This is a genomic window from Dyadobacter beijingensis DSM 21582, assembly GCF_000382205.1.
GTDB classification, from domain to species: Bacteria; Bacteroidota; Bacteroidia; order Cytophagales; family Spirosomataceae; genus Dyadobacter; species Dyadobacter beijingensis.
Genome location: NZ_KB907786.1, coordinates 803,301 through 826,290 on the forward strand (window position 1 = coordinate 803,301; position 22,990 = coordinate 826,290).

Below are 22,990 nucleotides of genomic sequence, written 5' to 3' on the forward strand. Positions count from 1 at the left end.
ATCTGGCCGTTTTGTTCTGGTAGGGCAGGTTACTTGATGGCAATCTGGCGCTCGGTTTTGACTTCGCTCACTTCGAAATTTTTCGAGGTTTTCTGTCCGTTGGCGGAAACTTCGATGCTGTAAGTTCCGGCAGGTAACTCGTTCACGTTGAAAGCTCTTCTGAACTTGTCGGTGCCACGCCCGATCGTTTCGCGGTACATGGTTTCACCGCTTTTGTTGGTGATCAAAACTACCGCCTTGTCGCTGGTGTACTTGTCGACGTTCACGTGGATCTTGCCGGTGTTGGAAGCGAAAATACCGGTTCCGAATGCGGCTGCTTTTTTGCTTTCCTTATCGTCTGCGAAAGAGTTGAAAGCGACGGTAGCAGCGATTACCATTGTCATTGCGATGGATTTAATTGAAGGTTTCATGGCTATGTTCTTTTAAAGATGGCTAATAATTCCGTTTTGTTGATTCAAATATATGTGCAATACTAGGTACTATGTAATGCAAAGTACATGAATGGTAGCTATGGAAAATGAATGGCTGTATGCCGGGAATAATGATCTTTTTTAATTTTGCACGGTATGGCAAAAAAGAAACCCCGCTCCTCAGGAATTAAAGCAAAATATCTGAAACCGCTCCCGGCGAAGGGTTGGGCCATTATCGGGGCCATTGTCGTGGTGATCGGCGGGCTCATCTGGTGGAACGACAAGACGGACGAGAACCAGTGGGAATTCATCAGCAAGTTCGGTATCAAGCTGCCGCTGCGGTATGCCGTGCACGGGATCGATGTTTCCCATCATAATGCGAAAATCAATTGGGATAAGCTCAAAAGTGCCCGCTCGGAGAATGTCGGGATCGATTTCGTGTATATCAAAGCGACCGAAGGTGCCACCCACCTCGACCGGCAGTTCAAACGCAACTGGGCCGAAGCGAAAAGGGTGGGGATGAAGCGCGGCGCTTACCATTTCTACAATCCGAGGGTCATGTCCGATCGCCAGGTCGATAACTTCATCGGCCAGGTGCGCATGGAAGCGGGTGACCTTCCGCCCGTGCTCGACCTGGAAGTGAATGGCGGCAAGCCCGATGACATCATTATCAAAGGTGTCCGTAACTGGCTCACGCTTATCGAAGCGCATTACGGTGTGAAGCCCATTATTTACGTCAATGAGCATTATTACAAAAAATACATTGCCGGTAATTTCGACGATTACCCGCTCTGGCTCGCGGGCTACTCGCGCACGCACCTGAACGACCTCGCTTCCGACGCGCACGTGCTTTTCTGGCAGCACAGCGAAAAGGGTTGGGTGGACGGCATCCGCGGGTTTGTGGATTATAATGTCTTCCTGCACGAGCGCACCGATTGGGAAAATTTAGCTGATGCGAAGTAATTTCACCTGTTGATGCGTAGTAAAAACCGGATAATCAGGCAGGTATAACTACGCTGAAAGCCAGATGAGAGAGGTGTTACTTTTGGTTTACACCAAACTCAATGCACCTATGAAAACCTTTCGATTGCTCCTGTTCGCAATGTTGCCGGTCTCTTTGTTTACCTCCTGCAAAACAACGGCTATCCTTACTGCGAAGTTTGAAAGTGAAACCGTCGGCTCGCTGCCGGCAAAAAATATCCCCGGCGATCCGGCAGACGACGCCATTGAATACAGCACCGAACTGCAACCGCGTATCAAAGTGACCAATTCGGCTACTGCTGGCCAGAAAGCGGTTACGTTTAGTGAAATCAATACGCCGGGACTAACCGCCCACAATCAGTTCCTTTCATTTAAGGGGATCTCGACCGATTTTACCCAACCCATGTGGTTTATATTCGTGGCCACGCACTCGGGTTCGGGTGAGCGGTTAACGATCGACATTACCGACGGCTCGGCGGCGATGATCACGCGGATGTTTATCACCGATTCGGGGCAGTTGAGCATGATGACGAATTTTACGGGCGGCGAACAGGTGCTGGGCAACATCCCCGCCGGCGTCCAGCATACCATTTTCGTAACGCTCAATCTGAGCGAAAGGAAATTCAATCTGACGGTGTTGAAATCGGGCGGGAATATTACCGTTTCGGATCGCCCGGTGTTATTGGACAACATCCTTGCATACGCGAATCCCGCGCGACCGATGCTGAGTTTCAGATGGGACGATGGCGCTTCCGATACGAGAAAGTATGTGCTGGAAGAGGTGATGATTACCCGGAAGAAGCCGGAGATGTAGAAAAAAGCCGGAAAGCGCCGTCATGAAGCTTCCCGGCTTTTCAATTTAAACCAGCGGCTCCTGCTGGCTCAGGCAGTGAAAGCTGCCTTGCCCCCAGATGATTTCCGTAGCCAAAAGCGGAATGATCTTCCTTCCATTAAAAGCTTTTTCCAGTATATCGATGGCAACCTGGTCGTGCGGATTGTTGAATACCGGTACAATCACCCCTGCATTGCAGATCAGGAAGTTGGCGTAGGAGCCCGGGGTGCGGAAACCGTCTATGATGACGGCCTTCGGCATCGGGAGCTCGATAATGTCGGGCTGCTTGCCGTTGAGCAGGCGCATGGCTTTCAGCATTTGCAGGTTGGTATTCAAAACGGCGAAGTTCTCGTCGGAACGGTCGCTTTCTACACAGGCCACGATGGTATTTTCATTTACAAAACGGGTCGTATCGTCGATATGCCCGTCGGTATCGTCGCCTACGATGCCGTCTTCCACCCACAGCACCTGCTCTACGCCATAGTAATCGTATAATTTCTGTTCGATTTGTGCCTGGTTTAAATGCGGGTTGCGGTTCGGATTCAGCAGGCACGATTTGCTGGTCAGCAGGCTGCCTGCACCATTGAATTCCACCGAGCCGCCTTCCATAATGATGCCCGGGTTCACGACCGGCAGGTTCAGGTATTCGGCCACGGCGCGCGGGGTACGGTTGTCGTCGTCGTAAGGCGGATATTTGCCGCCCCAGGCATTGTGCCCCCAGTCGACGATCATCCGCTCGCCGGTTGCAGGATTGACGACAAAAGAAGGCCCGTGGTCGCGGCACCAGGCGTCGTTGGTGGGTTTTACAATCAATTCAATTTTACTCAAATCCACACCTGTCCTCACCAGCTCGCCGGTAATAAATGTCTTCAATGCATCGTCGTTGGCGATAATGCCTACATTTTCTCCCTCGCTGATCGCCTTGATGAATGCCAGGTATTGCGGCCGCATCCGGGCAAGCTTATCGCCCTGCCAGGACGCATCATTGTGCGGGAAAGTAAGCCAGGTGGCGCGGTGAGGTGCCCATTCGGCGGGAAACGTGAAGCCCAGCTCGCGGGGGGTCGATGAAGCGGTATTTGCTGTCAAAGTATATTAAATGTATTGGTCCTGCTCAAAAATGAAGTGCAAAGGTCGTAAAAGGTTTCGAAGCAGACCAAAAAAATAAAGCCCCGCGAGCGGGGCTTTACCGGAAGTTGAGCAAATAGAAAATCAGTTGTTGGCAACCATCACATTGTCGACCAGATAGGTGCCATCCACCGTTTCAATGTTGTAAGCCTTGCTGACGCGCCGTGCATTCTGCTGCACCGCGCCTACTTTCCACGACGACACAATGCCCGTTGAAGGTTCGTAATGGTACAGAATATCGTTTTTCGAAAGCCTCTTCATACGCTTCCGGCCGCGGTTGGTCTGCACTTTGTGGTGCGGAGTGGCTTCGAGCAGCAATGCGGGTACCATCGGTGAGTCTGCCGAAGCTTCGTCTACGACCGGCCGCAGGTACACGGCCGTCAGCAGCGACGTCGGCTGGTTGAACACGTCGATCTGCCTTACTTGCGTGGTCGCCGTTTTGCCGTCCTTGCACGTCTTTACGTGCTCGCCCACCCGTACGTCCGCGATGGATTTGACGGTGCCGTCGGCCATGGTAACCGGCGCGCTGGCTGAAAAGTACTTGCACCGTTTGGTACTTTTCGCCATCCGGATCGTCGCCTGCGACTGAATGCTGCTGACGGCGGCGATCTCGGCTTGGGCAAAAACTGTCAGTGAAAGGAGTGAAAAAATACTGGTGGTCAGGACCTTCATAAAAAGTTAGGTTACGACGATGCCTTGGACATTTTTACAAATACTTTGCTCAATGCATTGGGCACCGCGCCGAGGCAGATCAGGACGAGCCCGGCCGTGATGAGCGTGGAAGTATGTGCGAAGAATGTACCGGAAGACAGGATTGCTAAAATTAATATCGTTGAGAATGGTAATGAGAATGCCAATAGCAACACGGCCAGTTCGAGGTCGAAAGTCCGCTTCTCTTTCGGCATGGCCTTCGCGTCTTCGCGCAGGTTGAATGCCGAAATGTGGGCGAGTGGCCAGAAGCTGGCGGCACTCAGCGGGATCACGATCGACAGCAATACCATGTTCAGGTCGGTAATGTTCAGGACGTAGATCATACCCGCGCTGATGAGCATCGTAATGCCGGCGCGGAAGAACAGGATACTGGCAACGATACGCTTTTTGCCCTCTTTCAGTTGCACGGCCAGGCCGATGAAGAGCAGCACGAGGGGCGTCATCATAGCGCTCGTTTTATCAAAAATATCCACCACCAGCGGCGGCAACGAATTGTAGTTGATACCGAGGCTGAGCAGGATGATTGCGATGAAAATGAGCAGGTTAATGGGCTCCTGGAACATGCTCGCGAAGAGGCTTTTGAGCTTGCCGCCCATTTTAGTCTCCTTGTCGTCGCTGTTTTTCAAAAACATGTTCATCGCCAGGATGTAGAGCGAGATCAGTACGAAAAACTTGTTACCGACGTCGGCCAGCGCCGCGATAGCAAGGCTTTTTTCACCCAAAAACTCGGCGATAAACGGGAAACACGACAAGCCCGGCGCCAGCGAGGGAATGAGCATCATCAATGTGCGGCCGGTAGGACTATTCTTTTCAATGCCGAACAATGCGAATGCGAGCGGCGCCGAAAAGAACATCAGGAAGTTGAAGATGAGCGTAACGAGCGGAATGATGAACATCGAGGAATCGATGTCTATTTTCATTAAAGAGATAAATATCGTCGAAGGCAGCGCCACCGAGAGAATAATTTCCTTGATGCCGTTGGTTTGGTCCTTGTTCTTGAATTTGCTTTTGAGCAACAAACCCAAAGCAATTAACAGTAATAGCGTAATGGTTTTTTGCAATGCGTCACTCATAGTCCGGAATATTTAAGATGTAATAGGAGTGTATCGAAGATTAATGAGGGTGTTGCTTTCGCGGAAGGTTGTAACGAGGTTGTAGTAAAGTAACGGGAGTGAAAATCTTTGTTGTCAGGTGTTGTCAGGTGTTGTCAGGTGATGGTCAGGTATTGTCAGGAATGGTCATGAAAAGGGTTTTCTCCTCTCAATAATTGACTATTCGTGACAACGCCTGACTACAAATTACTATTTTGGGCAAATATTTGACCGTAACATTACACCACCTTAGCTGAGTGTCCCCAGCGCCCCTACGAACGCCTTCATTTCATCCATCGTACCGATGCTGACGCGGCACCAGGGTTTGTTCTGGACGTCGAACGAGCGGACGGCGATGCCTTTGGCGGTCATTTTGGTGAGCAGTTCCTTGCCCGAAATGCTGATCGGGAAGAGCACGAAGTTGGTGTATGACGGGATGTACTTGTAACCCATCTTGTCGAGGTTCTCGTACAGGTAAGTTTTCGCTTCGTGGTTCAGTTTGCGGGTATTGCCCTGGAAATCCTTGTCGTCGAGGCTGGCGGATGCCGCGAAGATCGACGTGTAGGAAATGCCCATTCCACCGCGGGTGATCTTGTTGATACCGGCCAGGAACTCAGGCTGCGCGGCAATGTAACCCACGCGGATACCGGCCATACCCATGATTTTCGAGAAGGTACGGGCGATGATTACGTTTTTCTTTTGTGCCAGTAGCGAAACCATGCTTTGCGTATCGGCACCTACTGCGAGTTCGATGTAAGCTTCGTCGACGAATACCGGTACTTTTTCGGAAACACGCGAGCAGAAGTCGAGCAGGTCCTGGCCTTTGGTGATGGCGCCGGTAGGATTGTTGGGGTTACAAACATAAACGAGTTTGGTATCCTTGTCGATCGCCGCTTCCATCGCTTTCAGGTCGTGCGACCAGTCGGCTGTACATGGAACGGGCTTCCAGGTAGCGCCTACGGATTTCGCCACGCTCACGAGCGACATGTAGCAAGGATCGGCTGAAACGATGTTGCCGCCTTTCATGAAGGTTACCAATGCCACTTTTTCCAGCAGATCGGACGAGCCCGGGCCCATCATGATGTGGTCGGCGGTAACGCCTTCTTTTTTGGCAATCTTATCGATGAGGTCGTACATTTCTTTCCAGGCGTAGCGGTTACCATTTTTCACAGATTCCGCCACCGCTTTCTGGGCCGACATCGGCGGTCCGTAAGGGTTCTCGTTAGAGCTTAATTTCGCAATGATCTTGGGCGCTTTGAAGTCGTTCGGCAGGAAATGCTCTCTCACCATCGGACTGCGGAAAATGCGGTTCTCAGGGTCCAGTGACAATGGTGTGTTCTCGAATGCGCCGGCAGTAAGGTGTGGGGCTACGGCCATGCCGCCTAATGCCATTAAACCGGATTTTAACAGGTTCCGACGGTCAATTTTTTGGTTCATTGGTCAATTGTTTAAGTACGTGACGATTAATATTCAGGAGTAAAAATCTTGATTCAATATACAAATAAACCAGCCGACTTTTAAGTCTATATGGCTTGTTTTTCAATTAGTTAGCCTGTACTTGCGAGAATCGCGTGAATGCGATGCCCTTGTGCGAGCCCGACCAGGATATCTTCGTGATCGTTCCTGCTTTCGGTGCGGCCACACCCAGGTCGGCCCAGGTTTTTTCGAGTTTCACCACACCTTGGGCATCCGAAGTAACCTCGCCAAGCACGGCGCCGGTACGTAGGGTTATCTTGATCGACAGATTCGGTACGGGAATGGAGTCGATGCCTTTGGTATGGTCGAGAATGTTGGTCTTGTCGAGTTCCAGGAGCCGGGCCGAAAGCGTCAGTTTCTGCGCGGTGGCCGAGTAGGTGACGGTCGGCTCGCTGGCAATGGGAGCCCCGAAAGGCGCGCCCACGATGTCTACGAGCACTGGTGCCACGTCGCGGTCGAGGAATGGATCTTCCTCTTTACAGGACACAAACCCGAATGTGAGTGCCAGCATCACCAGCGCGGAAGGGAAAAGCGATTGGATATTTTTCATCATCTTCAAAGTCTTGGAGTTGGGATTAAACCGTTATTTCTCTGCCCACCACAGTTTGGTCTTCATGTCGTCGGCACCGCCGTTCAGCTTCGTTCCTTCGCCTACCGCCGTCGCATTCAGCGAATATTCGGAAGCCGGGTAGTTGAAGCGTGTCGGAAGGATACCGCCGTTGTTCAGTACCGCACGCGGGTCTGGTGCGGGGAACACCGGGAAGCCCGTTCTGCGCCATTCGATCCAGGCTTCTACGCCTTGCCCGAAGAGCGAGATCCATTTCTGTTCGAGTACTTTCTCCTTGCTTACCGGGCCGGCTTTGGTCATGTAGTCGGCAGGGGGCGTGAGGCCATACTGCGCAAACGAGGCGGTAATGCCCGCTTCGAAGTACTTTTTCGCATCGCCGGTAATGTCACCGTCGACGGCGGCTTCGGCCAGCACGAAATTCAGGTCGGCAAAGGTCATGATCACTTCGGGCGCTGCCGCATCGGTGAATGCCTTACCGATCGTGGAGCTGGTAGCGAGGTACCCTGTCGCGATCGCGTCGGGGAGGCCGTTGGCGTGTCCCTGGTAGAGGCCGTCCTTATTAGGGTTGGCGTACACGGTAATGCGGGTGTCGCCCAGCGCATTCATTTTATCTGCCAGCGTTTTGCTGATGTTCCAGTCGGTACGGCCGCCCTGGATCAGGATCTGGTTCCACTCGTTGTTGCTCGGAAGCACCGTCGTGCATTTCAGGGATGCATTGTCGGCGTTGCTTGTGAAAATCGGGAATTTCGCCGCATCTCCGAGAATTTCGGTGAATATGGCTTTCGACTCGGCCGGCTTTTTGGCGGCCTGGCGGTTAGCAAGGCGCAGACGGAGCGAGTTGGCGAACTTTTTCCATTTCAAAATATCACCCGAATACAGAATGTCGCCCGCAATGGCCGGGCCGCCCACCGTCAGTTTTTCGTTGGCTGTTTTCAGGTCGTTCAGCAAGCCTGCGTAAATGGTCTCCATCGAGTCGTACTTCGGCGTGTACACCGGCTCGCCTGCCGTGCCTTTGATGGCATCGGTGTAGGGGATCGAGCCGTACATGTCAGTGAGCAGCGAGAATACCCAGGTGCGCATCACCAATGCAACGCCCTCGTAGTTTGCATTAGGGGTGGCCGAGCCGGCGCCGGTCTGGTTGATGATCCGCTGGAAATTCAGGAGGCCGTCGTTGAAAAAGCCTTTCCAGTTATTCGCCAGCAGGGCAGGGGATACCGTATAGTCGTCGCCCTCGTTGCTGTAAATATTGCGGGTCAAATGCTGCACGTACAGTTCCGCGGCGTCGATATTAATGCGCTCGAAGCGGTCGCGGTGGCCCCAGTAGCGGTCAATGGAAGTTTCGATGCCGGTAGGGAGCAGGTATTGCGGTCCGATGGCCGTGGGGCTGTTCGGGCTCACGTTCATGCTGTCGAAATCCTTGGTGCAGCTGGTGATGCTCAATGCGCCGGCCAGGGCTGTCATCCAAACGGTTTTATGGGTCAATATGCTTTTCATTTCGTAATGCTTTTAGGTCTTCAAATAGTTTTGACAGGATCAGAATGACAGCGAGAGGTTTGCACCGATGCTGCGGGAGCTTGGCAGCTCGCCGTAACCGAATCCTTGCTGGTTGCCGCCTTTCGCGTCGATCTCCGGATCGATGTGCGGCGTGTTTTTGAAGATCATCCAGACGTTCCGACCTACGAGCGAGATCTTGGCAGACTGGATTTTTACCTTTTTCAAAAGCGATGGGCTGAAAGAATAGCCCAATGAAAGTTCGCGCAGTTTCACATAACTCGCATCGAAAATCGCCGACTCGTGGTAGTTACGCGGGTTGGAATAGCCGTAAAGCTGGTTGGCCGTTACGATAATGTCGTTGGGAACGTAGGATTTGGAACCATCCGCAGCTGTTACCTCGCGTACCCCCTGGCCGATCACCCCTTCCTCGCGGCCCAATGCCGTTTCTGCATACTGGCCGGTCCAGCGGGCGGTACCGGTACCTTCATCATAAATGTCGCCACCCATGCGAACGTCCACCAAAGCGCTCAGCGACCATCCTTTGTAGTTGAATGTGTTGAGCATACCGCCGATCCAGTCGGGCTGGATATTGCCCAGCTTTTGTCCGGCGGCCGTCAGCGGCAAGCCATTCGGGCCGTATACTACCTGGCCGTTGTATTTCTGGAAACCTACGCCGTAGAATGTGCCGTAAGGCTGGCCTACCCGCGCTTCGGACGACATACCGCGCTGCGTTGCGAGCGTGTAGGTGGTGAGGCCTTCTGCGAGTTCAACCACCTTGTTGCGGTTACGCGCCCAGTTCAGCGATACATCCCAGCTGAATCCGCCCGGAAGTTTCACGGGCGTTCCCGAGATCGCGATTTCAACCCCTTTGTTGGTGATCTTTCCGGCATTGAGGATGCGGGTATTGTAGCCGCTCGCTTTGGAAATCTCCACACCCAGGATCTGGTCTTTGGTCGTCTGGTCGTAGTAAGTCACATCGAGGCCGATTTTTCCTTTCAGGAAGCGCAGGTCGGCGCCGAGTTCGAGGCCGGTTGTGATCTCCGGTTTCAGGCCAGAGTTCGCGATCTGCGTGTTTTCGGAGAATTTAGGCACTGCACCATTCCAGGAGCCGCTGGCCAGGTAGGTTTGTGCCAATTGGTATGGTGTCGCATCGTTGCCCACCTGTGCATAGCTGGCGCGAACCTTGCCGAATGTGAAGACGTTGCCTTTGATATCGAAGAGTTCCGTCAATACCGCACTCAATGAGGCCGACGGGTAGAAATACGAACGCGCATTCGAAGGCAGCGTGCTCGACCAGTCGTTACGGGCGGTCAGGTCGAGGAACAAGGCGTCTTTCCAGGAGAAATTAGCCGTTCCGAACAAGCTTTGTGTTTCCGACTTGCGGATCTCCGATTCGATCGTGTTCTGGCTCGGCACCGAGTTTCCGGCGTTGTAAAGGCCGTCTACCACGAGTTCGCCTACATAGAAGTAGTTTCTTTTGTAATAATTCGTCCGTTTGATACCGCCCAGCTGCACATTCAATCCGAAATCAGGAGAGATGTTCTTGTTGTAGGTCAGCATGAAATCGGAATTCGTTTCCTGGCTGCGGAGCACTTCTTCGGAGTAGCGTCCCGGCGTGCGTACGCCGTTGCGGACACGGAGGAAGTTGGACACGTTAATGCGCGTATCGGACCAGTAATCGGTGCCCGAGCGGATCATCAGGCTCAGTGAAGGCAGGATTTTATAGTTCAATGCGATGTTGCCCATCAACCGGTCCTTCTCGTTGCTCGAAGGCAATCTTTTTTGCGAAAAATACGGGTTGGTAAAGAAGGTATGCTGCCAGTTAGGCGGGTCGGTGTCGTTGCCGCGCTGGTTGTGCACATCGATGTAGCTCTCGTAGTCGCGCAGCTGTGCCCACGACACGTGGCGGTGCGACCAGATGAATTCCTGTCCGCTGCCGTAGCTCTTGTTGTCCGAGCCCGATTTGATATACTCTCCCGAAAGCGTAATGCTCAGGTTTTTGGTCAGGTTATAGCCCGAGTTGATGCGGAAGTTGTTCCGATGAAAATCATTGTAGTACATAATGCCCGTCTGGTCCACGCGGCTCAGGCCGAGGCGGAAGTAGCCTTTGTCATTACCGCCGTTCAACGCCACGCTGTTGGTGATCGTGCGGCCGGTATTCCAGTACTCTTCCCAGTTGTTGGGCTGAGGAGTCAGTGGTGCAACATCGTCACCAGTCCACCACTGTCTCACCAGACGCCCGTCCATTGGAGCTCCCCAGCTTTCATCTGTACCTTCTGATCCTACGAGAGGATATCTTGCGTCGTAGACGGCGCGGTATTGCGCAATTTCTGTCGGATCGGTGATGTTGCCGCTCCACCCGTCGTTGTACCAGGTGCGGTAGCCATTACCACCTCCGTAAGTGTTTTGGAATTTCGGTTTGATCCACGGACGTTCGAAAGTGATGTTGGAGTTGATGTCCACACCGAGGCCTTTCGTGCCCTGTCCGTTTTTAGTGGTAATGAGGATAACGCCGTTGGCAGCGCGCGAGCCGTACAATGCAGCCGCGTTCGGGCCTTTCAGCACGGACATTTCCTTGATATTGTCGGGGTTGATTTCTGAAATACCACCGCCCCAGGTTTTGCTTGCGGTTTGTTCCATCGGCACGCCGTCGATGACGATCAGGGGCTGGTTGTTGCCGGAAACCGACGAAGAACCGCGGATCTGAATGGTGGAGCCGCTGCCCGGCCCGCCGTTCGATTGTACGCGCACCCCTGCAATTTTACCCGAAAGTGCATTCGCCACGTTGGTAGAACGCGACTCCGTCAATGCGCTTCCTTTTACTTCCTGTACTGTATATCCCAACGCCTTTTTCTCGCGCTCGATACCGAATGCGGTCACGACCACCTCGGCGAGCTGTCGCGTGTCGGCGTCCAGCTTAATGTCGAATTTGGATTGGTTTCCGATCGGCATTTCTTTGATCAGAAAACCCACATATGAAATCACAAGAGTGCCATCACCCGGAACCGAAAAGCTGAAATTACCGTCAGCATCGGCGTTTGTACCCACATTGGTGCCTTTGTAAATGATTGATGCACCAGCCAGTCCGAGACCATCTTCGGCTGCCGTTACCTTGCCGGCCAGTTGACGCACTTGTGCGTAAGCGACCGGAGAACACAGACAAGCCCATATAAAAAAGAGTAGAACTTTACGCATGGGGAATCAGGGTTAAATTGTTAGGTATTCGGTGGTAGTAGGAGTAGAAAAAAGTTATGGCTGTGTGGAGTCCACACTGCCGTGCGCCGCACACACTTTCGCGTGGACAAAACAACACAGCCATAAGCTTGCAACACTGCTTTTCCGGAAAGCAATACCCTCTTTAATCGAGGACAAACAGGGTGAACAGTTTCTGTGAGGCTGTAAAAAGCCAGACGTCGACAGGGTGTTTGTCCACGGTGTCAAAGAAATCCTGTATTAAAAAAATCATATTGTGTTGGAGCGTAACTTACCCGGCGACCGTGCTGCGGTCCGTCCGGATCTCAGTAAGTCCCTCTCAACACGGTCAGATATATTCATGTGCGGCTGGAATATATCTTCGGTTTAGAAGTTCTGTCATTCGTTTAATGACTTTTCAAATATACTGACAATGTCAAATAATGCAAGAGATTAAATTTAAAAATTGAAGTTTTTTGCAATAAAAATTGGCTGTTTGAAATGAATACAGACTATTATTGTAATAATTTGATAAATAATTTTACTAATCCGATTTTTAGTGTCTCCTATCGGTTTTGTAGATTAATTATGTAATTTTCTGCCTGTAATTGTCTAAAATATAGCTGTTTACGAATTTTTAAATCTTATAAAATTGTAACATTGGGTTACTAGGCCGATTCGGACGGGCAGAAGCATCTTTCGGGCAGCTGAAATAAAAAAGAGCGCCACTGGTATGTGGCGCTCTTTTTTGGTATATTAAAATAGTTATATTTTAAAACTAGTGTTAGTCGATAAACCGCTTCAAAATGGGCCGGTAGGAATCCACGCGGCGATCGCGTAAAAACGGCCAGGTAGTACGGTAGAAATCGAGCTTTTCGAGGTCCAGCTCTTCCACATGCGTCACTTCGCCTTCGTGCGGGGCGAGGTAAAGCAGCCTTCCCTGCGGGTTGGCGATGAACGACCCGCCCCAGAACTGCTGGTCGGCCTCGCGGCCCACCCGGTTCACGGATACGACGTACACGCCGTTCGCTACGGCATGGCCGCGCTGCACGGTTTGCCACGCGCCATATTGCTCTTCATTAATAATCGGATCGGTTTCATTCACATCCCAGCCGATGGCGGTCGGGTAGAAGAGGATCTCCGCACCCATGAGGCTGGTAATGCGTGCCGCTTCCGGGTACCACTGGTCCCAGCAGATGAGCACACCGATTTTGGCGAATCTGGTATTGAAAATCCGGTAGCCGTCGGTACCCTGCTCACTTACGGGCGAAGCGTCGACCGGCGCGTCGCCTGGCGTAAAATAGAATTTTTCGTAGTAACCCGGATCGTCGGGAATGTGCATTTTGCGGTATTTGCCCAGGTAGGCACCATCGGCATCGAGCACGGCGGTGGTATTATGGTACAAGCCATGCGCCCGTTTTTCGAACAGCGAAGCGATGATCACCACGCCCAGTTCCTTCGCCAATGCACCCAGCGATTCGGTAGACGGGCCGGGAATGGCCTCGGCGAGGCTGAAATTGGAATGGTCTTCGACGTCGCAGAAATAGAGCGATTTGAACAGCTCTTGCAGGCAGATAATATTCGCGCCTTGTTGCGCGGCTTCGCGGATTTTTTCGGTAGCCTTCTGAAAGTTAGCATCAACGTCCGAAGTGCAGCTCATCTGCACCAGACCAATGTTTACTTTTTTTGCCATTTGGGATGTTTGTGTGGATGAATAATGGTCGGAAATGCAACACTAATTATGCTGCGGGAGTTCGGGGATCGGGAAATCGAACGAAATATCATTCATACATTTAAAATGGCCTTTCGGACATTTGCTATGGCCGATCTTCGAGCATGGCCGACAACCCAGCCCCTTCACTTCCAGCTTTTCAAATGCGGTCTGGTAAGGATACATGCCGAATTCGGGAATGGTGTTGCCCCAGATCGAGTACGTTTTCTTGCGGAAAGCCGCGGCCACGTGCATGAGCCCTGTGTCGTGCGAGAAAACGATCAATGCCTTTTGGATCAGTGACGCGGATTGGTTGAAATTGTATTTCCCGCACGCATTCAAAACCAGATCGTCGCCTAATGCCGTGCGGATCGCTTCGCCGGCTTCGGCATCCTCGGGGCCGCCCAGCAAAATGACGGGATGGTTGATCTTCCGGCATAGCTCGATCATGCGGGGTACCGGCATTTTTTTCGTGAAATGCTGCCCGCCGATCGCGTATGCGACGTAGCTGTGCCGGTGCGTTCCGGGCAGCCATTCGAGTTCTACCTGGTCTTTGCCGGGAATGAAATAATCGAGGCCGCAGCCGTCATTCTCAATGTTGAATGTTTTTAAGGTATCCAAACACCTGTCCACAATGTGCACGCGGGGCAGTTGGTCGATCTTGAACTGCGTCATGAGCCATTTCTGCACATTCAATTTCTCGAAACTGAATGCCGGCACGCCAAGCGTCCATTTGATGCGGAGCGTGCGGATGTTGCGGTGGAGATCGACGACATAGTCGAACTTTTCCTTTTTCAGCAATGCGTGCAGTTCCTTTGCGTTGCTTTTTTCGAGCAGCCACACCTTGTCGATGTAGGGATTGTCCCGAAGCAGGAATTCGAATTTGCTTTTGGTAAAGTAATGGATTTCGGCCTCCGGCATCTGCTTTTTCAGGCAGCGCACCACGGGCGTCGTGAGTACGATATCGCCGATGGAGGAAAAGCGCAGAATGAGGAATTTGACCGGTTTATTCACTTTGGATCTCCTGTAAAAGTTGTAGCGGGTTCAAATGTGCCGGGCGCGGATGCTTCCAGCGCTTGTGCGTCCAAAGCCAGTTATCGGGCTGATGGACGATATCCTGTTCCAAAAAGTCAATCTGGGCCTGTAAAATGCTGTTATTAGGTGCCTGTTTTGGCGTTTCGGTGATCAGCTTGAAATATCCCCTGTAAAATCCTCTTTTTGCTTCATTCTTCAAGATTGCCATATAGAGGACCGGAGAATTAAGCCGCCGTGCGATCAGCTCCACACCGCGAAATACACCGGTGTCCTGGTTCAGGAATCTGGTCCAGAATGCCTTTTCCGGTACGGGTGATTGGTCGTTGATGAGTATGAATACAAATGGCCTGTCGCGTGGTTGCATGGCTTTGGAAATGGCTTCCTTCATGGTTACCATTTCGGTCCCGAACCGCGTCCTCACATTTTTAAACCAATCTTCAAACGCATCGTTTTGAAGCTCGTGATAGACCACCACCATCTGGTGCGACAGCCTGGCCGAGCCAAAAAGGTTCAGCATTTCCCAGTTTCCAAGGTGCCCCGCAACTACGACCAGGTTTTGGTTTTTCTGATAATAATCGTCGAGAATGGACACGTCAAGATCGATCCGGTCCAACAGATCTTCTCTGGAAATGGATTTGAGTTTGATGGTTTCGAAAATGATATCGGTGAAGTTGCGGTAAAATTTCGCGGCGATCTCGTGGATTTTCGTATCGCTGAGCTCGGGGAAGCTGTTCCGCATATTTTGGAGCACCACCTTTTTGCGGTACTGGCCAATGTCGAAAATCAGGAAGCGAACGATGTCGGAAAGCTTGTAGAGCACTCCCCAGGACAGCTTCGAGACCGCATTAAGCAGCATCAAAAACAAATGGGTAGAGAACGCTTTCATGTAAGGAACGTATTGTACTAAAACGGTAATTAAGCCGCAAAGTTAACACTTTGATTGTATTTTCGTTTTGTTTATATTCACTGGTTCAAACAGTAGAATTAATGCTATGCTGGAAGGGTTATTTGATATCAAGAATGATCGCAGACTAGGCGTTTATCTATACCGCGCCGGCTTCGGCATGTGGCTGATGTACCTCGTCCTGGGCGCGCCCGCATTGCACGCGTACAAGCATTACCGGCAGGATTGCGGCATGCTCTGTTTTGCGCTGATGATATTTGGGTTCAGCGCATCGATGGTGTACGACTATTTTCACCACCGCGATCAGTTTGAAATAAAAAAGAAGTGGCTTTTTATCAGCTATGTAATCCTGGCCGGGCTGATTTATTTCCTCGAATTCAGGGGACACGAAAGGAGTATTAATCTCGACTGGCTGCTGGGCCTGCTCTAATCTGCCAGCGGCTGCGATTGCTGCATCATCTCACGAACTTTGTCATAGGAGAGGTCGGGCAATGCCGCCACTTTCCCGATCACGATGATCGCCGGCGACGCCATTTCCGCAATTTGCGACAGGGGTACGATATTGCCTATTTTGCCGGTTACCACCTTTTGCGCTTCCAATGTGCCATTCTGAATGATCGAGATCGCCTCGTCGGTTTTGCCCAGTTCGGAGTAAATGGCGACGATCTCCTGCAATTTGTGCAAACCCATGAGAATGACCACGGTTGCCGTGGATTGGGCGGCCAGGCGCACGTCATTTGAAAGCGCATGTGCTTTGGTAGTGCCGGTAACGACCCAGAAGCTTTCGCTCACACCGCGCGACGTGAGCGGGATGCCCGCCAGCGCAGGCGCCGCGTAGCTGCTCGAAATGCCGGGGACCACTTCGGATTCAATGCCGTGCTCGGAAGCGAAAAGGATTTCTTCATAACCGCGTCCGAATATGAAAGAGTCGCCGCCTTTCAAGCGCACCACTTCGCCATATTGACGGGCTTTGTCGACAATCAGCTCATTGATTTCGTCCTGGCCGCAGCTGGTTTTGCCAAAGCGCTTGCCGACGAGGATTTTGACGCAATCTTCGGGACAGTAATCCAGTAATGAGGGATGGGCAAGGGAATCGTATAACACGACCCGTGCTTTTTGCAGGGCCTTGATCCCTTTGAGGGTGATCAGGTCGGGATCGCCCGGACCTGCACCGATCAGTGTCAGTTTCATGGTGAATAAGACTTCGGCGGCCAGCGGTCAACGGTCAATAATCGACCACGGACCGCTGACCGCCGAATGCCGTTTATTAACTATCTTTTCCGAATGAAAGCTCTTGCAATGCAGGCTCTCCGGTTTCGATCAATTGGGATTCGCGGGTTTCGCGGACGAAATTCAGGAAGCTTTCGGCGGTATGGATGAAATACGTTGCGAACGCTTCGCTTGGTTCGAACTTATTAATGCTGAACACCAATGCTTTGAATGGTGTTTCGGCTTGATTTTCCACCGCGAATTCAGCAGGAACGTCATATTTGAAATCCTGCCCGAAATGCGTTTCGAAATCGTTGATAATGCCGTATTGCGTGTTGGTAGTCACGTCTTTCGACATCAGCAAACCTTTCGCGCCGGTGATGAACACGTTGTAAGCGTGGTAAATCGAATCCGCCCAAACGCCCGAAGCGAATGTTTCTTTCGCCAGGTTCAATTTTTCCTGTCCTTCAATAATGGTAGTCGCCACAAGGTCCACGAGTACCGAAGCACATTCACCGACCCCGATTTCCGTTTTGAACAACTCATCGTGGTCCCAGTCGCGGTAATCGTCGTCCTGTACGGTGGTCAGGTCCGCGAGTGGTTTCAGGAGTTGGAAGAAGTAATTTTTCGTCTGGCGGAGGTAGTATTGGTTGAAATACTCGCCGTCCAATGCATTGGCTTCATAATCATTGAAAAGCAGGCGCAATGCTTCCGGTCCGCGTTTGGTAGGGACTTTAATCACTTTGTCGCCTATCAGGCCGATGCCGTCACCGGAGAATCCACCGCCGAGCAATACCTGCAATGCGGGCAATACCAGCTTGCCGTTCTTGATCGAGCTGCCGTGGAAGCCGATATTGGCCGCATTGTGCTGGCCGCAACCGTTCATACAGCCGCTGATCTTGATTTTAATGTCCTGATTATAAATCATTTCCGGATACTCGTCACGCATTACGTCTTCGAGCACGCGGGTAATGCCGTAGCTGCTCGAAATCGCGAGGTTACAGGTATCGGTGCCGGGGCAGGTAGTAATGTCCATCGTGCTGTCGAAGCCGGGGTTAACCAATCCCAGTTTCGCGAGTTCGTGGTAAATGGCCACGAGGTCTTCGCCTTTCACGAAACGCAGGATATAGCCCTGGTTTACGGTAACGCGGATATCGTCGGCAGCATATTGACGCACCACATCGGCCAGACTACGGGCCGTGTCGGAGCTCATGTCGCCCAACAACACGCGCAGCTGCACGGCATACCAGCCTTTTTGTTTTTGTTCAAATGTATTGGTTCGGAGCCAGCGGGTGAAAATGTCGAGCTTGTCGGCATCGATACTTTCCGCTGCTATTTTCAGGATTTCCGCTTCGGACAATGACGGGCGCGGTGCGTGGTTGACCGCCTCGTATTCTTTTGTTCCAAACAAATCTTCCGGGATCTGGAAAATCTTGTTTTTAACTGCCCTGCGCTCTTCCTCCACTTTCTCCATCATGCCTTCGAGGCCGAGGTCGTTGAGCAGGAACTTCATACGCGCCTTGTGGCGACGAACGCGCTCGCCGTAGCGGTCGAACACGCGGAGCAATGCTTCAATAAACGGAATGACTTTGTCTTCTTCGAGGAATTCGAATGCAGTCTGCGCCGAGAATGGCTGTGCGCCAAGTCCGCCGCCGATGAGCACTTTGAAACCCCGGACGGTTTCGCCTGCCTCGTTCTGGCCCATTTTCGCAATCAGGCCCACGTCGTGGATGAATGCCAATGCGCTGTCCTTTTCAGAAGAAGAGACGGCGATTTTAAACTTCCGGCCCATATCCTGATTGATCGGGTTGCGCAGGAAATAGGAGAAGATCGAATGGGTGATCGGCGTCACGTCGAACGGCTCATCCGGATCGATACCCGCGACAGACGATGCCGTAACGTTACGGATGGTGTTACCACAAGCTTCTTTCAGCGTGATGCCCGCGTCTTCCAGGTCGGCCCATAATTGGGGCGAATCCGAAAGCTTAACAAAGTGCAGCTGGATATCCTGGCGCGTCGTCGCGTGCAGGTTACCGGTTGCAAATTTGTCGGAAGTATCTGCAATACGAACCAGCTGATCGGCTGTGACGCGGCCGTACGGCAATTTGATACGAATCATCTGCACGCCGGGCTGACGCTGCCCATACACCCCGCGTGTGAGGCGGAATTTACGGAATGCCTCTTCCGGGGTTTCGCCGGAGTTGAATGCACCGATTTTTTGTTGCAGGTCAACGATATCGCGCTTCGCAACGGCGGATACTTTGTCAGAAATGATTAATTCGCTCATGATGATATTCTAATCGTCTATCGGGATAGTATATTTTTATTCAATAGTGCGGTTACGTTTGGGGATGATAAGTTGCGATGATACATATTAGTACCGTTATCGCCTCGGGCTTCGACTTCGCTCAGCCTGACAAACGAAATGTCACCCTGAGCGAAGTCGAAGGGTCATGCCCCTAACGTTACTCGATCATACAAGCCCCAACCGTCACGTTGGACGTTTCGTCGATCAGGATCGCTGCGCCGTTTGCGCGGTTTTTCTGATAGGGGTCGTATGCGATGGGCTGGGCGGTCCGCAGAACGATTCTTGCGACGTCGTTCAGTTTCAGGGCCTCTACCTCATCCAGTTTTTCATAAGAGTTGATGTCGATCTGGTATTCGATGCCACGGATCGAGCAGCGTGAACGTGCCGTGCCGTGTTGAAGTACATATTTATTACCTGGTTTCAACGTCTTTTTATCGTCCATCCAGCATACTAGCGCCTCGATGTCCTGACTCACGATCGGGGAGTTGTTGACTGAAACAATCGTGTCACCCCGGCTAATGTCGATATCGTCTTCCAGCAATATCGTTACAGATTCAAGAACAGATGCCTCCGGTATTTCGTTTCCGCCAAATTCGATTTTAGCGATTTTAGACTCTCTATCCGAAGGCAATACTTTAATGGCGTCGCCTTTTTTGAAGCTTCCGCTCTGCACCCGGCCGGCATAGCCACGGTAATCGTGCAGTTCGTCCGTCTGAGGGCGGATTACGTATTGTACGGCAAAACGGCCGTCTTCCAGGTTCTGGTCTTTTAATACATTGACTGTTTCCAGGACAGAAAGCAATGTTTCGCCGGTGTACCAGGGCATGCTTTCCGAACGGTCCACGATGTTGTCGCCATTCAAAGCGCTTACCGGGATAATGGTCAGGTCTCTGATGGACAATTTTTCAGCCAGTTCCTTGTAGGATTTGGCAATTTCGAGGAATGCATCTTCGGAATTGCCTACCAAATCCATTTTGTTCACCGCCACGATCACGTGCGGTATTCCCAGCATGGAAGCGATGAGTGAATGGCGGCGGGTTTGTTCCACTACGCCGTGACGCGCGTCCACGAGGATAATGGCCAGGTCCGCATTGGAAGCACCGGTCACCATGTTACGGGTGTACTGAATGTGCCCCGGCGCATCGATGCTGATAAACTTGCGGTTCGGCGTCTGGAAGTATTTGTAGGCCACGTCGATGGTAATGCCCTGCTCGCGCTCTGAACGAAGGCCGTCCGTCAGCAATGCGAGGTCGATTTCCCCGGCATTACGCGTTTTGCTGGCGCGCTCGATGGCCTCCATCTGATCGGCCAGGATATTTTTTGTATCGTAAAGCAAGCGCCCGATCAATGTGCTTTTGCCGTCATCGACGGAGCCTGCTGTTATAAATCTTAGTAAATCCACTGGTAATAATTTAAGTCTGTGAGTTTAGAGTTTATGAGTTCAGTTTATGAGCTGTCTTAATGGAACTCATAAACTCATGAACTTTAAACTCCTTAAAAATAACCTCCCTTTTTACGGTCTTCCATCGCCGCCTCAGTCTGCTGGTCGTCGATGCGGGTTTCGCCGCGTTCGCTGATGCGGGAGATCGTGATTTCAGCGATTACTTCGTCCAGGGTAGCTGCTGCGGATTCCACTGCTGCCGTACAGGTCATATCGCCCACGGTGCGGAAACGCACCTGACGGGTTACGATCTGGTCTTCCGGATCGGGCTCGATGACCGGCGTGTTGTTCAGCAGTTTGCCGTCGCGCAGGATGAGCTCGCGTTCATGTGCGAAGTAGATCGAAGGCAATGCGATACCTTCTCTTTTCAGGTAAGCCCAAACATCCAACTCGGTCCAGTTCGAGATCGGGAACACGCGCACGTTTTCCCCTTTCTGAATGCGGCCGTTGAACAAATTCCAAAGCTCGGGGCGCTGGCGTTTCGGGTCCCATTGACCAAACTCGTCGCGGAAAGAGAAGATACGCTCTTTTGCGCGTGCTTTTTCCTCGTCGCGGCGTGCGCCACCAATACATGCGTCAAATTCAAATTCTTCGATGGTATCCAGCAACGTGAAAGTTTGCAGCCAGTTACGGCTTGCATTTTTGCCCGTTTGCTCCTTCAACCCTTTCGCTTTGATAGTATCTTCCACGTAGCGAACGATCAGTTTCGCATTGAGCTTTTCAGCCAGCTCATCGCGGTACTCGATTGCCTCGATGAAGTTATGACCGGTATCGACGTGCACCAGCGGGAAGGGGATTTTGCCGGGTGCAAATGCTTTTTTCGCCAAATGAACCAATGTGATCGAATCCTTACCTCCTGAAAACAACAGGGCAGGGCGCTCAAACTGGCCGGCTACTTCACGCATAATGTAAATGGCCTCTGCTTCCAGCTGGTCCAGGTAATCCGGAGCGCTGCGTTCACTAATCTCCCGTTGGATGTCGGAGGCCTCGTTCACTGAAATTGACATATTATTGGTTATTGATTTAAATGTTAATGGGTTACGCACTTTGAAATCGGCGGTCATCCGTCAGTGGTCATTTTTGATAGCCGACGACTGACCGCTGACCGCCGATTTCACTACTTCGCATGTAACCCGCATTCTTTCTTCGACTCGTCTTCCCACCACCATCTTCCGGCGCGGAAATCCTCGCCTTCCTGGATCGCACGGGTGCAAGGCGCGCAGCCGATGCTGACAAAGCCTTTGTCGTGCAACGGGTTATAGGGAATGCCGTTCGATTTGACATATTGTTTTACCTCTTCAAAAGTCCAGTCCAGGATGGGGTGGAACTTGAAAAGCTGGTGCGCCTCGTCCCATTCCAGCCTCGGCATATCATGACGGTTCCCCGACTGTTCTGCCCGGATACCCGTCACCCATATTTTCGCACCTTTCAATGCGCGGTTCAGCGGCTCCACCTTGCGGATAAAGCAGCATTCCTTGCGGTTTTCAATGGATTCGTAGAAACTGAGCGGCCCTTTCGTGCTCACCATGTTCTCTACGGCTTCCGTTTGGGGATAATACACCTTTATCTTGGTGTCGTAGCGGTTGTTGGTTTTTTGCAGGGTCATATAGGTCTCTGCGAAAAGCCTTCCGGTATCGAGCGTGAAGATGCCTATATTGATATTGTTCTTTAAAATGAGGTCGCTGATCACCTGGTCCTCATACCCAAGGCTCGTCGAAAACACGACTTCACCAGGGAAAAGGTCCGCCAGAATCGAGAGTGATTCGATTTCACTTTTGCCCTCGATGGCAGCGTTTAAAGATGCTAATGTTTCGTTCATGGTTGTTCTCCGGCTAGTTTTATAGCCTCATTTAATATGCGGTCGCTGATCCGAAAATCAGTTTCCAGTATTTTTTCAAAAACCGCAGTGGCCGATGGTATCTTGTTTTCCGTTTTGGCTTTCACAATCACCCCGATCGTACCGGTTACTTTAATATTCAATTTAGCCGCTGTTTTCCGGGCTTTCAGATCGTCGAGGATTACAGTGCAGTCCTGCATTTCAAATGCAAGGCTCAATGCCGATGCTTCTCCCCAATCCAGTATTTCTTCAAATAGCGATTGCAGGGTCTTGTTTTCAATTTCTTTGACTTCGATCCACTCAGGAAGTTCGCCGCCGAATTCTCCTGCAATTTCTTTTGTGATAAAAATTCGCTTGTAAACACTTCTCAGGATTTCCAGTTCTTCGATTTTTGCTAACAAAATGAGGCAACTGGAATCTGCGATAACAAGCGCATCACGCATTGGCAAGATCGTTTTTCAAATCTTCGACTGAATCACCAAAAAGGGAAAATCCGAACCTTCCCATAATCTCGATAAAAGACCGCTTACTAATACCGACAATCTCAGCCGCCTGACCAATACTTACCTTGCCACGCTCATAAAGCTGACCGGCCAGAAGCATTTTAATTTCGAATTCTTCTGAATCCAGTGATTCCGGCAAATTGATGGTCAGCGCTTTCATAT

The 22,990-nt window shown here is 51.5% G+C and carries 21 protein-coding genes; 3 read left to right on the plus strand and 18 right to left on the minus strand.

Going from position 1 to position 22,990, the window contains the following annotated elements; translation table 11 throughout:
• Window positions 1–29: 29 nt before the first annotated feature.
• Window positions 30–410 (minus strand): T9SS type A sorting domain-containing protein, encoded by a 381-nt coding sequence (locus H144_RS0103415; RefSeq protein ID WP_033402355.1) that lies wholly within the window; start codon window positions 408–410, stop codon window positions 30–32.
• Between the two features lie 156 nt (window positions 411–566).
• Between H144_RS0103415 and H144_RS0103420 the strand changes: the two genes are divergently transcribed.
• Both H144_RS0103420 and H144_RS0103425 read left to right on the plus strand, forming a co-directional pair.
• Window positions 567–1,373, plus strand: coding sequence for a glycoside hydrolase family 25 protein (locus H144_RS0103420; RefSeq protein ID WP_019940632.1), 807 nt, complete (start codon window positions 567–569; stop codon window positions 1,371–1,373).
• 109 nt (window positions 1,374–1,482) lie between these two features.
• A complete protein-coding gene (locus H144_RS0103425) occupies window positions 1,483–2,205 on the plus strand; it encodes a hypothetical protein (RefSeq protein ID WP_019940633.1) in 723 nt (240 codons plus the stop codon).
• Window positions 2,206–2,250: 45 nt separating this feature from the next.
• On the opposite strand, the gene H144_RS0103430 is transcribed toward H144_RS0103425, so the two are convergent.
• From H144_RS0103430 to H144_RS0103475, 10 genes are all read right to left on the minus strand, one after another.
• Window positions 2,251–3,309 carry an agmatine deiminase family protein gene (locus tag H144_RS0103430; protein WP_019940634.1) on the minus strand — a complete coding sequence of 353 codons (1,059 nt, stop codon included), beginning with the start codon at window positions 3,307–3,309 and terminating at the stop codon, window positions 2,251–2,253.
• Window positions 3,310–3,432: 123 nt separating this feature from the next.
• The gene (locus H144_RS0103435; RefSeq protein WP_019940635.1) at window positions 3,433–4,020 is read right to left on the minus strand and encodes a hypothetical protein; all 588 of its coding nucleotides are present in this window, start codon (window positions 4,018–4,020) and stop codon (window positions 3,433–3,435) included.
• An 11-nt stretch (window positions 4,021–4,031) separates the two neighbouring features.
• Window positions 4,032–5,132: an AEC family transporter gene (locus H144_RS0103440; RefSeq protein WP_019940636.1), complete on the minus strand. Its 1,101-nt coding sequence runs from the start codon at window positions 5,130–5,132 to the stop codon at window positions 4,032–4,034.
• 267 nt (window positions 5,133–5,399) lie between these two features.
• On the minus strand, window positions 5,400–6,587 hold the full coding sequence (locus tag H144_RS0103445) for a pyridoxal phosphate-dependent aminotransferase (protein ID WP_019940637.1): 1,188 nt from the start codon (window positions 6,585–6,587) through the stop codon (window positions 5,400–5,402).
• A 106-nt stretch (window positions 6,588–6,693) separates the two neighbouring features.
• Entirely contained in the window at window positions 6,694–7,179 is a 486-nt protein-coding gene (locus H144_RS0103450; protein ID WP_019940638.1) for a hypothetical protein, read from the minus strand.
• A gap of 30 nt (window positions 7,180–7,209) precedes the next feature.
• A complete protein-coding gene (locus H144_RS0103455) occupies window positions 7,210–8,688 on the minus strand; it encodes a SusD/RagB family nutrient-binding outer membrane lipoprotein (RefSeq protein WP_019940639.1) in 1,479 nt (492 codons plus the stop codon).
• Window positions 8,689–8,727: 39 nt separating this feature from the next.
• The gene (locus tag H144_RS0103460) at window positions 8,728–11,883 is read right to left on the minus strand and encodes a SusC/RagA family TonB-linked outer membrane protein (RefSeq protein ID WP_026350381.1); all 3,156 of its coding nucleotides are present in this window, start codon (window positions 11,881–11,883) and stop codon (window positions 8,728–8,730) included.
• Between the two features lie 781 nt (window positions 11,884–12,664).
• A complete protein-coding gene (locus H144_RS0103465) occupies window positions 12,665–13,573 on the minus strand; it encodes a carbon-nitrogen hydrolase (RefSeq protein ID WP_019940641.1) in 909 nt (302 codons plus the stop codon).
• A 42-nt stretch (window positions 13,574–13,615) separates the two neighbouring features.
• On the minus strand, window positions 13,616–14,605 hold the full coding sequence (locus H144_RS0103470; RefSeq protein WP_019940642.1) for a glycosyltransferase family 9 protein: 990 nt from the start codon (window positions 14,603–14,605) through the stop codon (window positions 13,616–13,618).
• Window positions 14,598–15,512: a lysophospholipid acyltransferase family protein gene (locus H144_RS0103475; protein WP_019940643.1), complete on the minus strand. Its 915-nt coding sequence runs from the start codon at window positions 15,510–15,512 to the stop codon at window positions 14,598–14,600. The genes H144_RS0103470 and H144_RS0103475 overlap by 8 nt, the downstream gene beginning before the upstream one ends.
• A gap of 106 nt (window positions 15,513–15,618) precedes the next feature.
• Between H144_RS0103475 and H144_RS0103480 the strand changes: the two genes are divergently transcribed.
• Window positions 15,619–15,960, plus strand: a complete 342-nt coding sequence (locus H144_RS0103480; RefSeq protein ID WP_019940644.1) for a hypothetical protein — start codon at window positions 15,619–15,621, stop codon at window positions 15,958–15,960.
• Here the strand turns inward: H144_RS0103480 and cobA are convergent.
• The 7 genes from cobA to H144_RS0103515 form a co-directional block, all read right to left on the minus strand.
• Window positions 15,957–16,721 carry a uroporphyrinogen-III C-methyltransferase gene (gene cobA / locus H144_RS0103485; protein ID WP_019940645.1) on the minus strand — a complete coding sequence of 255 codons (765 nt, stop codon included), beginning with the start codon at window positions 16,719–16,721 and terminating at the stop codon, window positions 15,957–15,959. The genes H144_RS0103480 and cobA overlap by 4 nt on opposite strands.
• Window positions 16,722–16,797: 76 nt before the next feature.
• Window positions 16,798–19,026: a ferredoxin-like domain-containing protein gene (locus H144_RS0103490; RefSeq protein ID WP_019940646.1), complete on the minus strand. Its 2,229-nt coding sequence runs from the start codon at window positions 19,024–19,026 to the stop codon at window positions 16,798–16,800.
• A gap of 178 nt (window positions 19,027–19,204) precedes the next feature.
• Window positions 19,205–20,449 carry a sulfate adenylyltransferase subunit 1 gene (locus H144_RS0103495; protein ID WP_026350382.1) on the minus strand — a complete coding sequence of 415 codons (1,245 nt, stop codon included), beginning with the start codon at window positions 20,447–20,449 and terminating at the stop codon, window positions 19,205–19,207.
• Window positions 20,450–20,541: 92 nt separating this feature from the next.
• A complete protein-coding gene (cysD, locus tag H144_RS0103500; RefSeq protein WP_019940648.1) occupies window positions 20,542–21,495 on the minus strand; it encodes a sulfate adenylyltransferase subunit CysD in 954 nt (317 codons plus the stop codon).
• 110 nt (window positions 21,496–21,605) lie between these two features.
• Window positions 21,606–22,307 carry a phosphoadenylyl-sulfate reductase gene (locus H144_RS0103505; RefSeq protein ID WP_019940649.1) on the minus strand — a complete coding sequence of 234 codons (702 nt, stop codon included), beginning with the start codon at window positions 22,305–22,307 and terminating at the stop codon, window positions 21,606–21,608.
• Complete coding sequence (locus tag H144_RS0103510; protein ID WP_019940650.1) at window positions 22,304–22,768, minus strand: PIN domain-containing protein; 465 nt, start codon at window positions 22,766–22,768, stop codon at window positions 22,304–22,306. The genes H144_RS0103505 and H144_RS0103510 overlap by 4 nt, the downstream gene beginning before the upstream one ends.
• The gene (locus H144_RS0103515; RefSeq protein WP_019940651.1) at window positions 22,761–22,988 is read right to left on the minus strand and encodes a UPF0175 family protein; all 228 of its coding nucleotides are present in this window, start codon (window positions 22,986–22,988) and stop codon (window positions 22,761–22,763) included. Before H144_RS0103515 ends, H144_RS0103510 begins: the two co-directional genes overlap by 8 nt.
• Window positions 22,989–22,990: the final 2 nt, after the last annotated feature.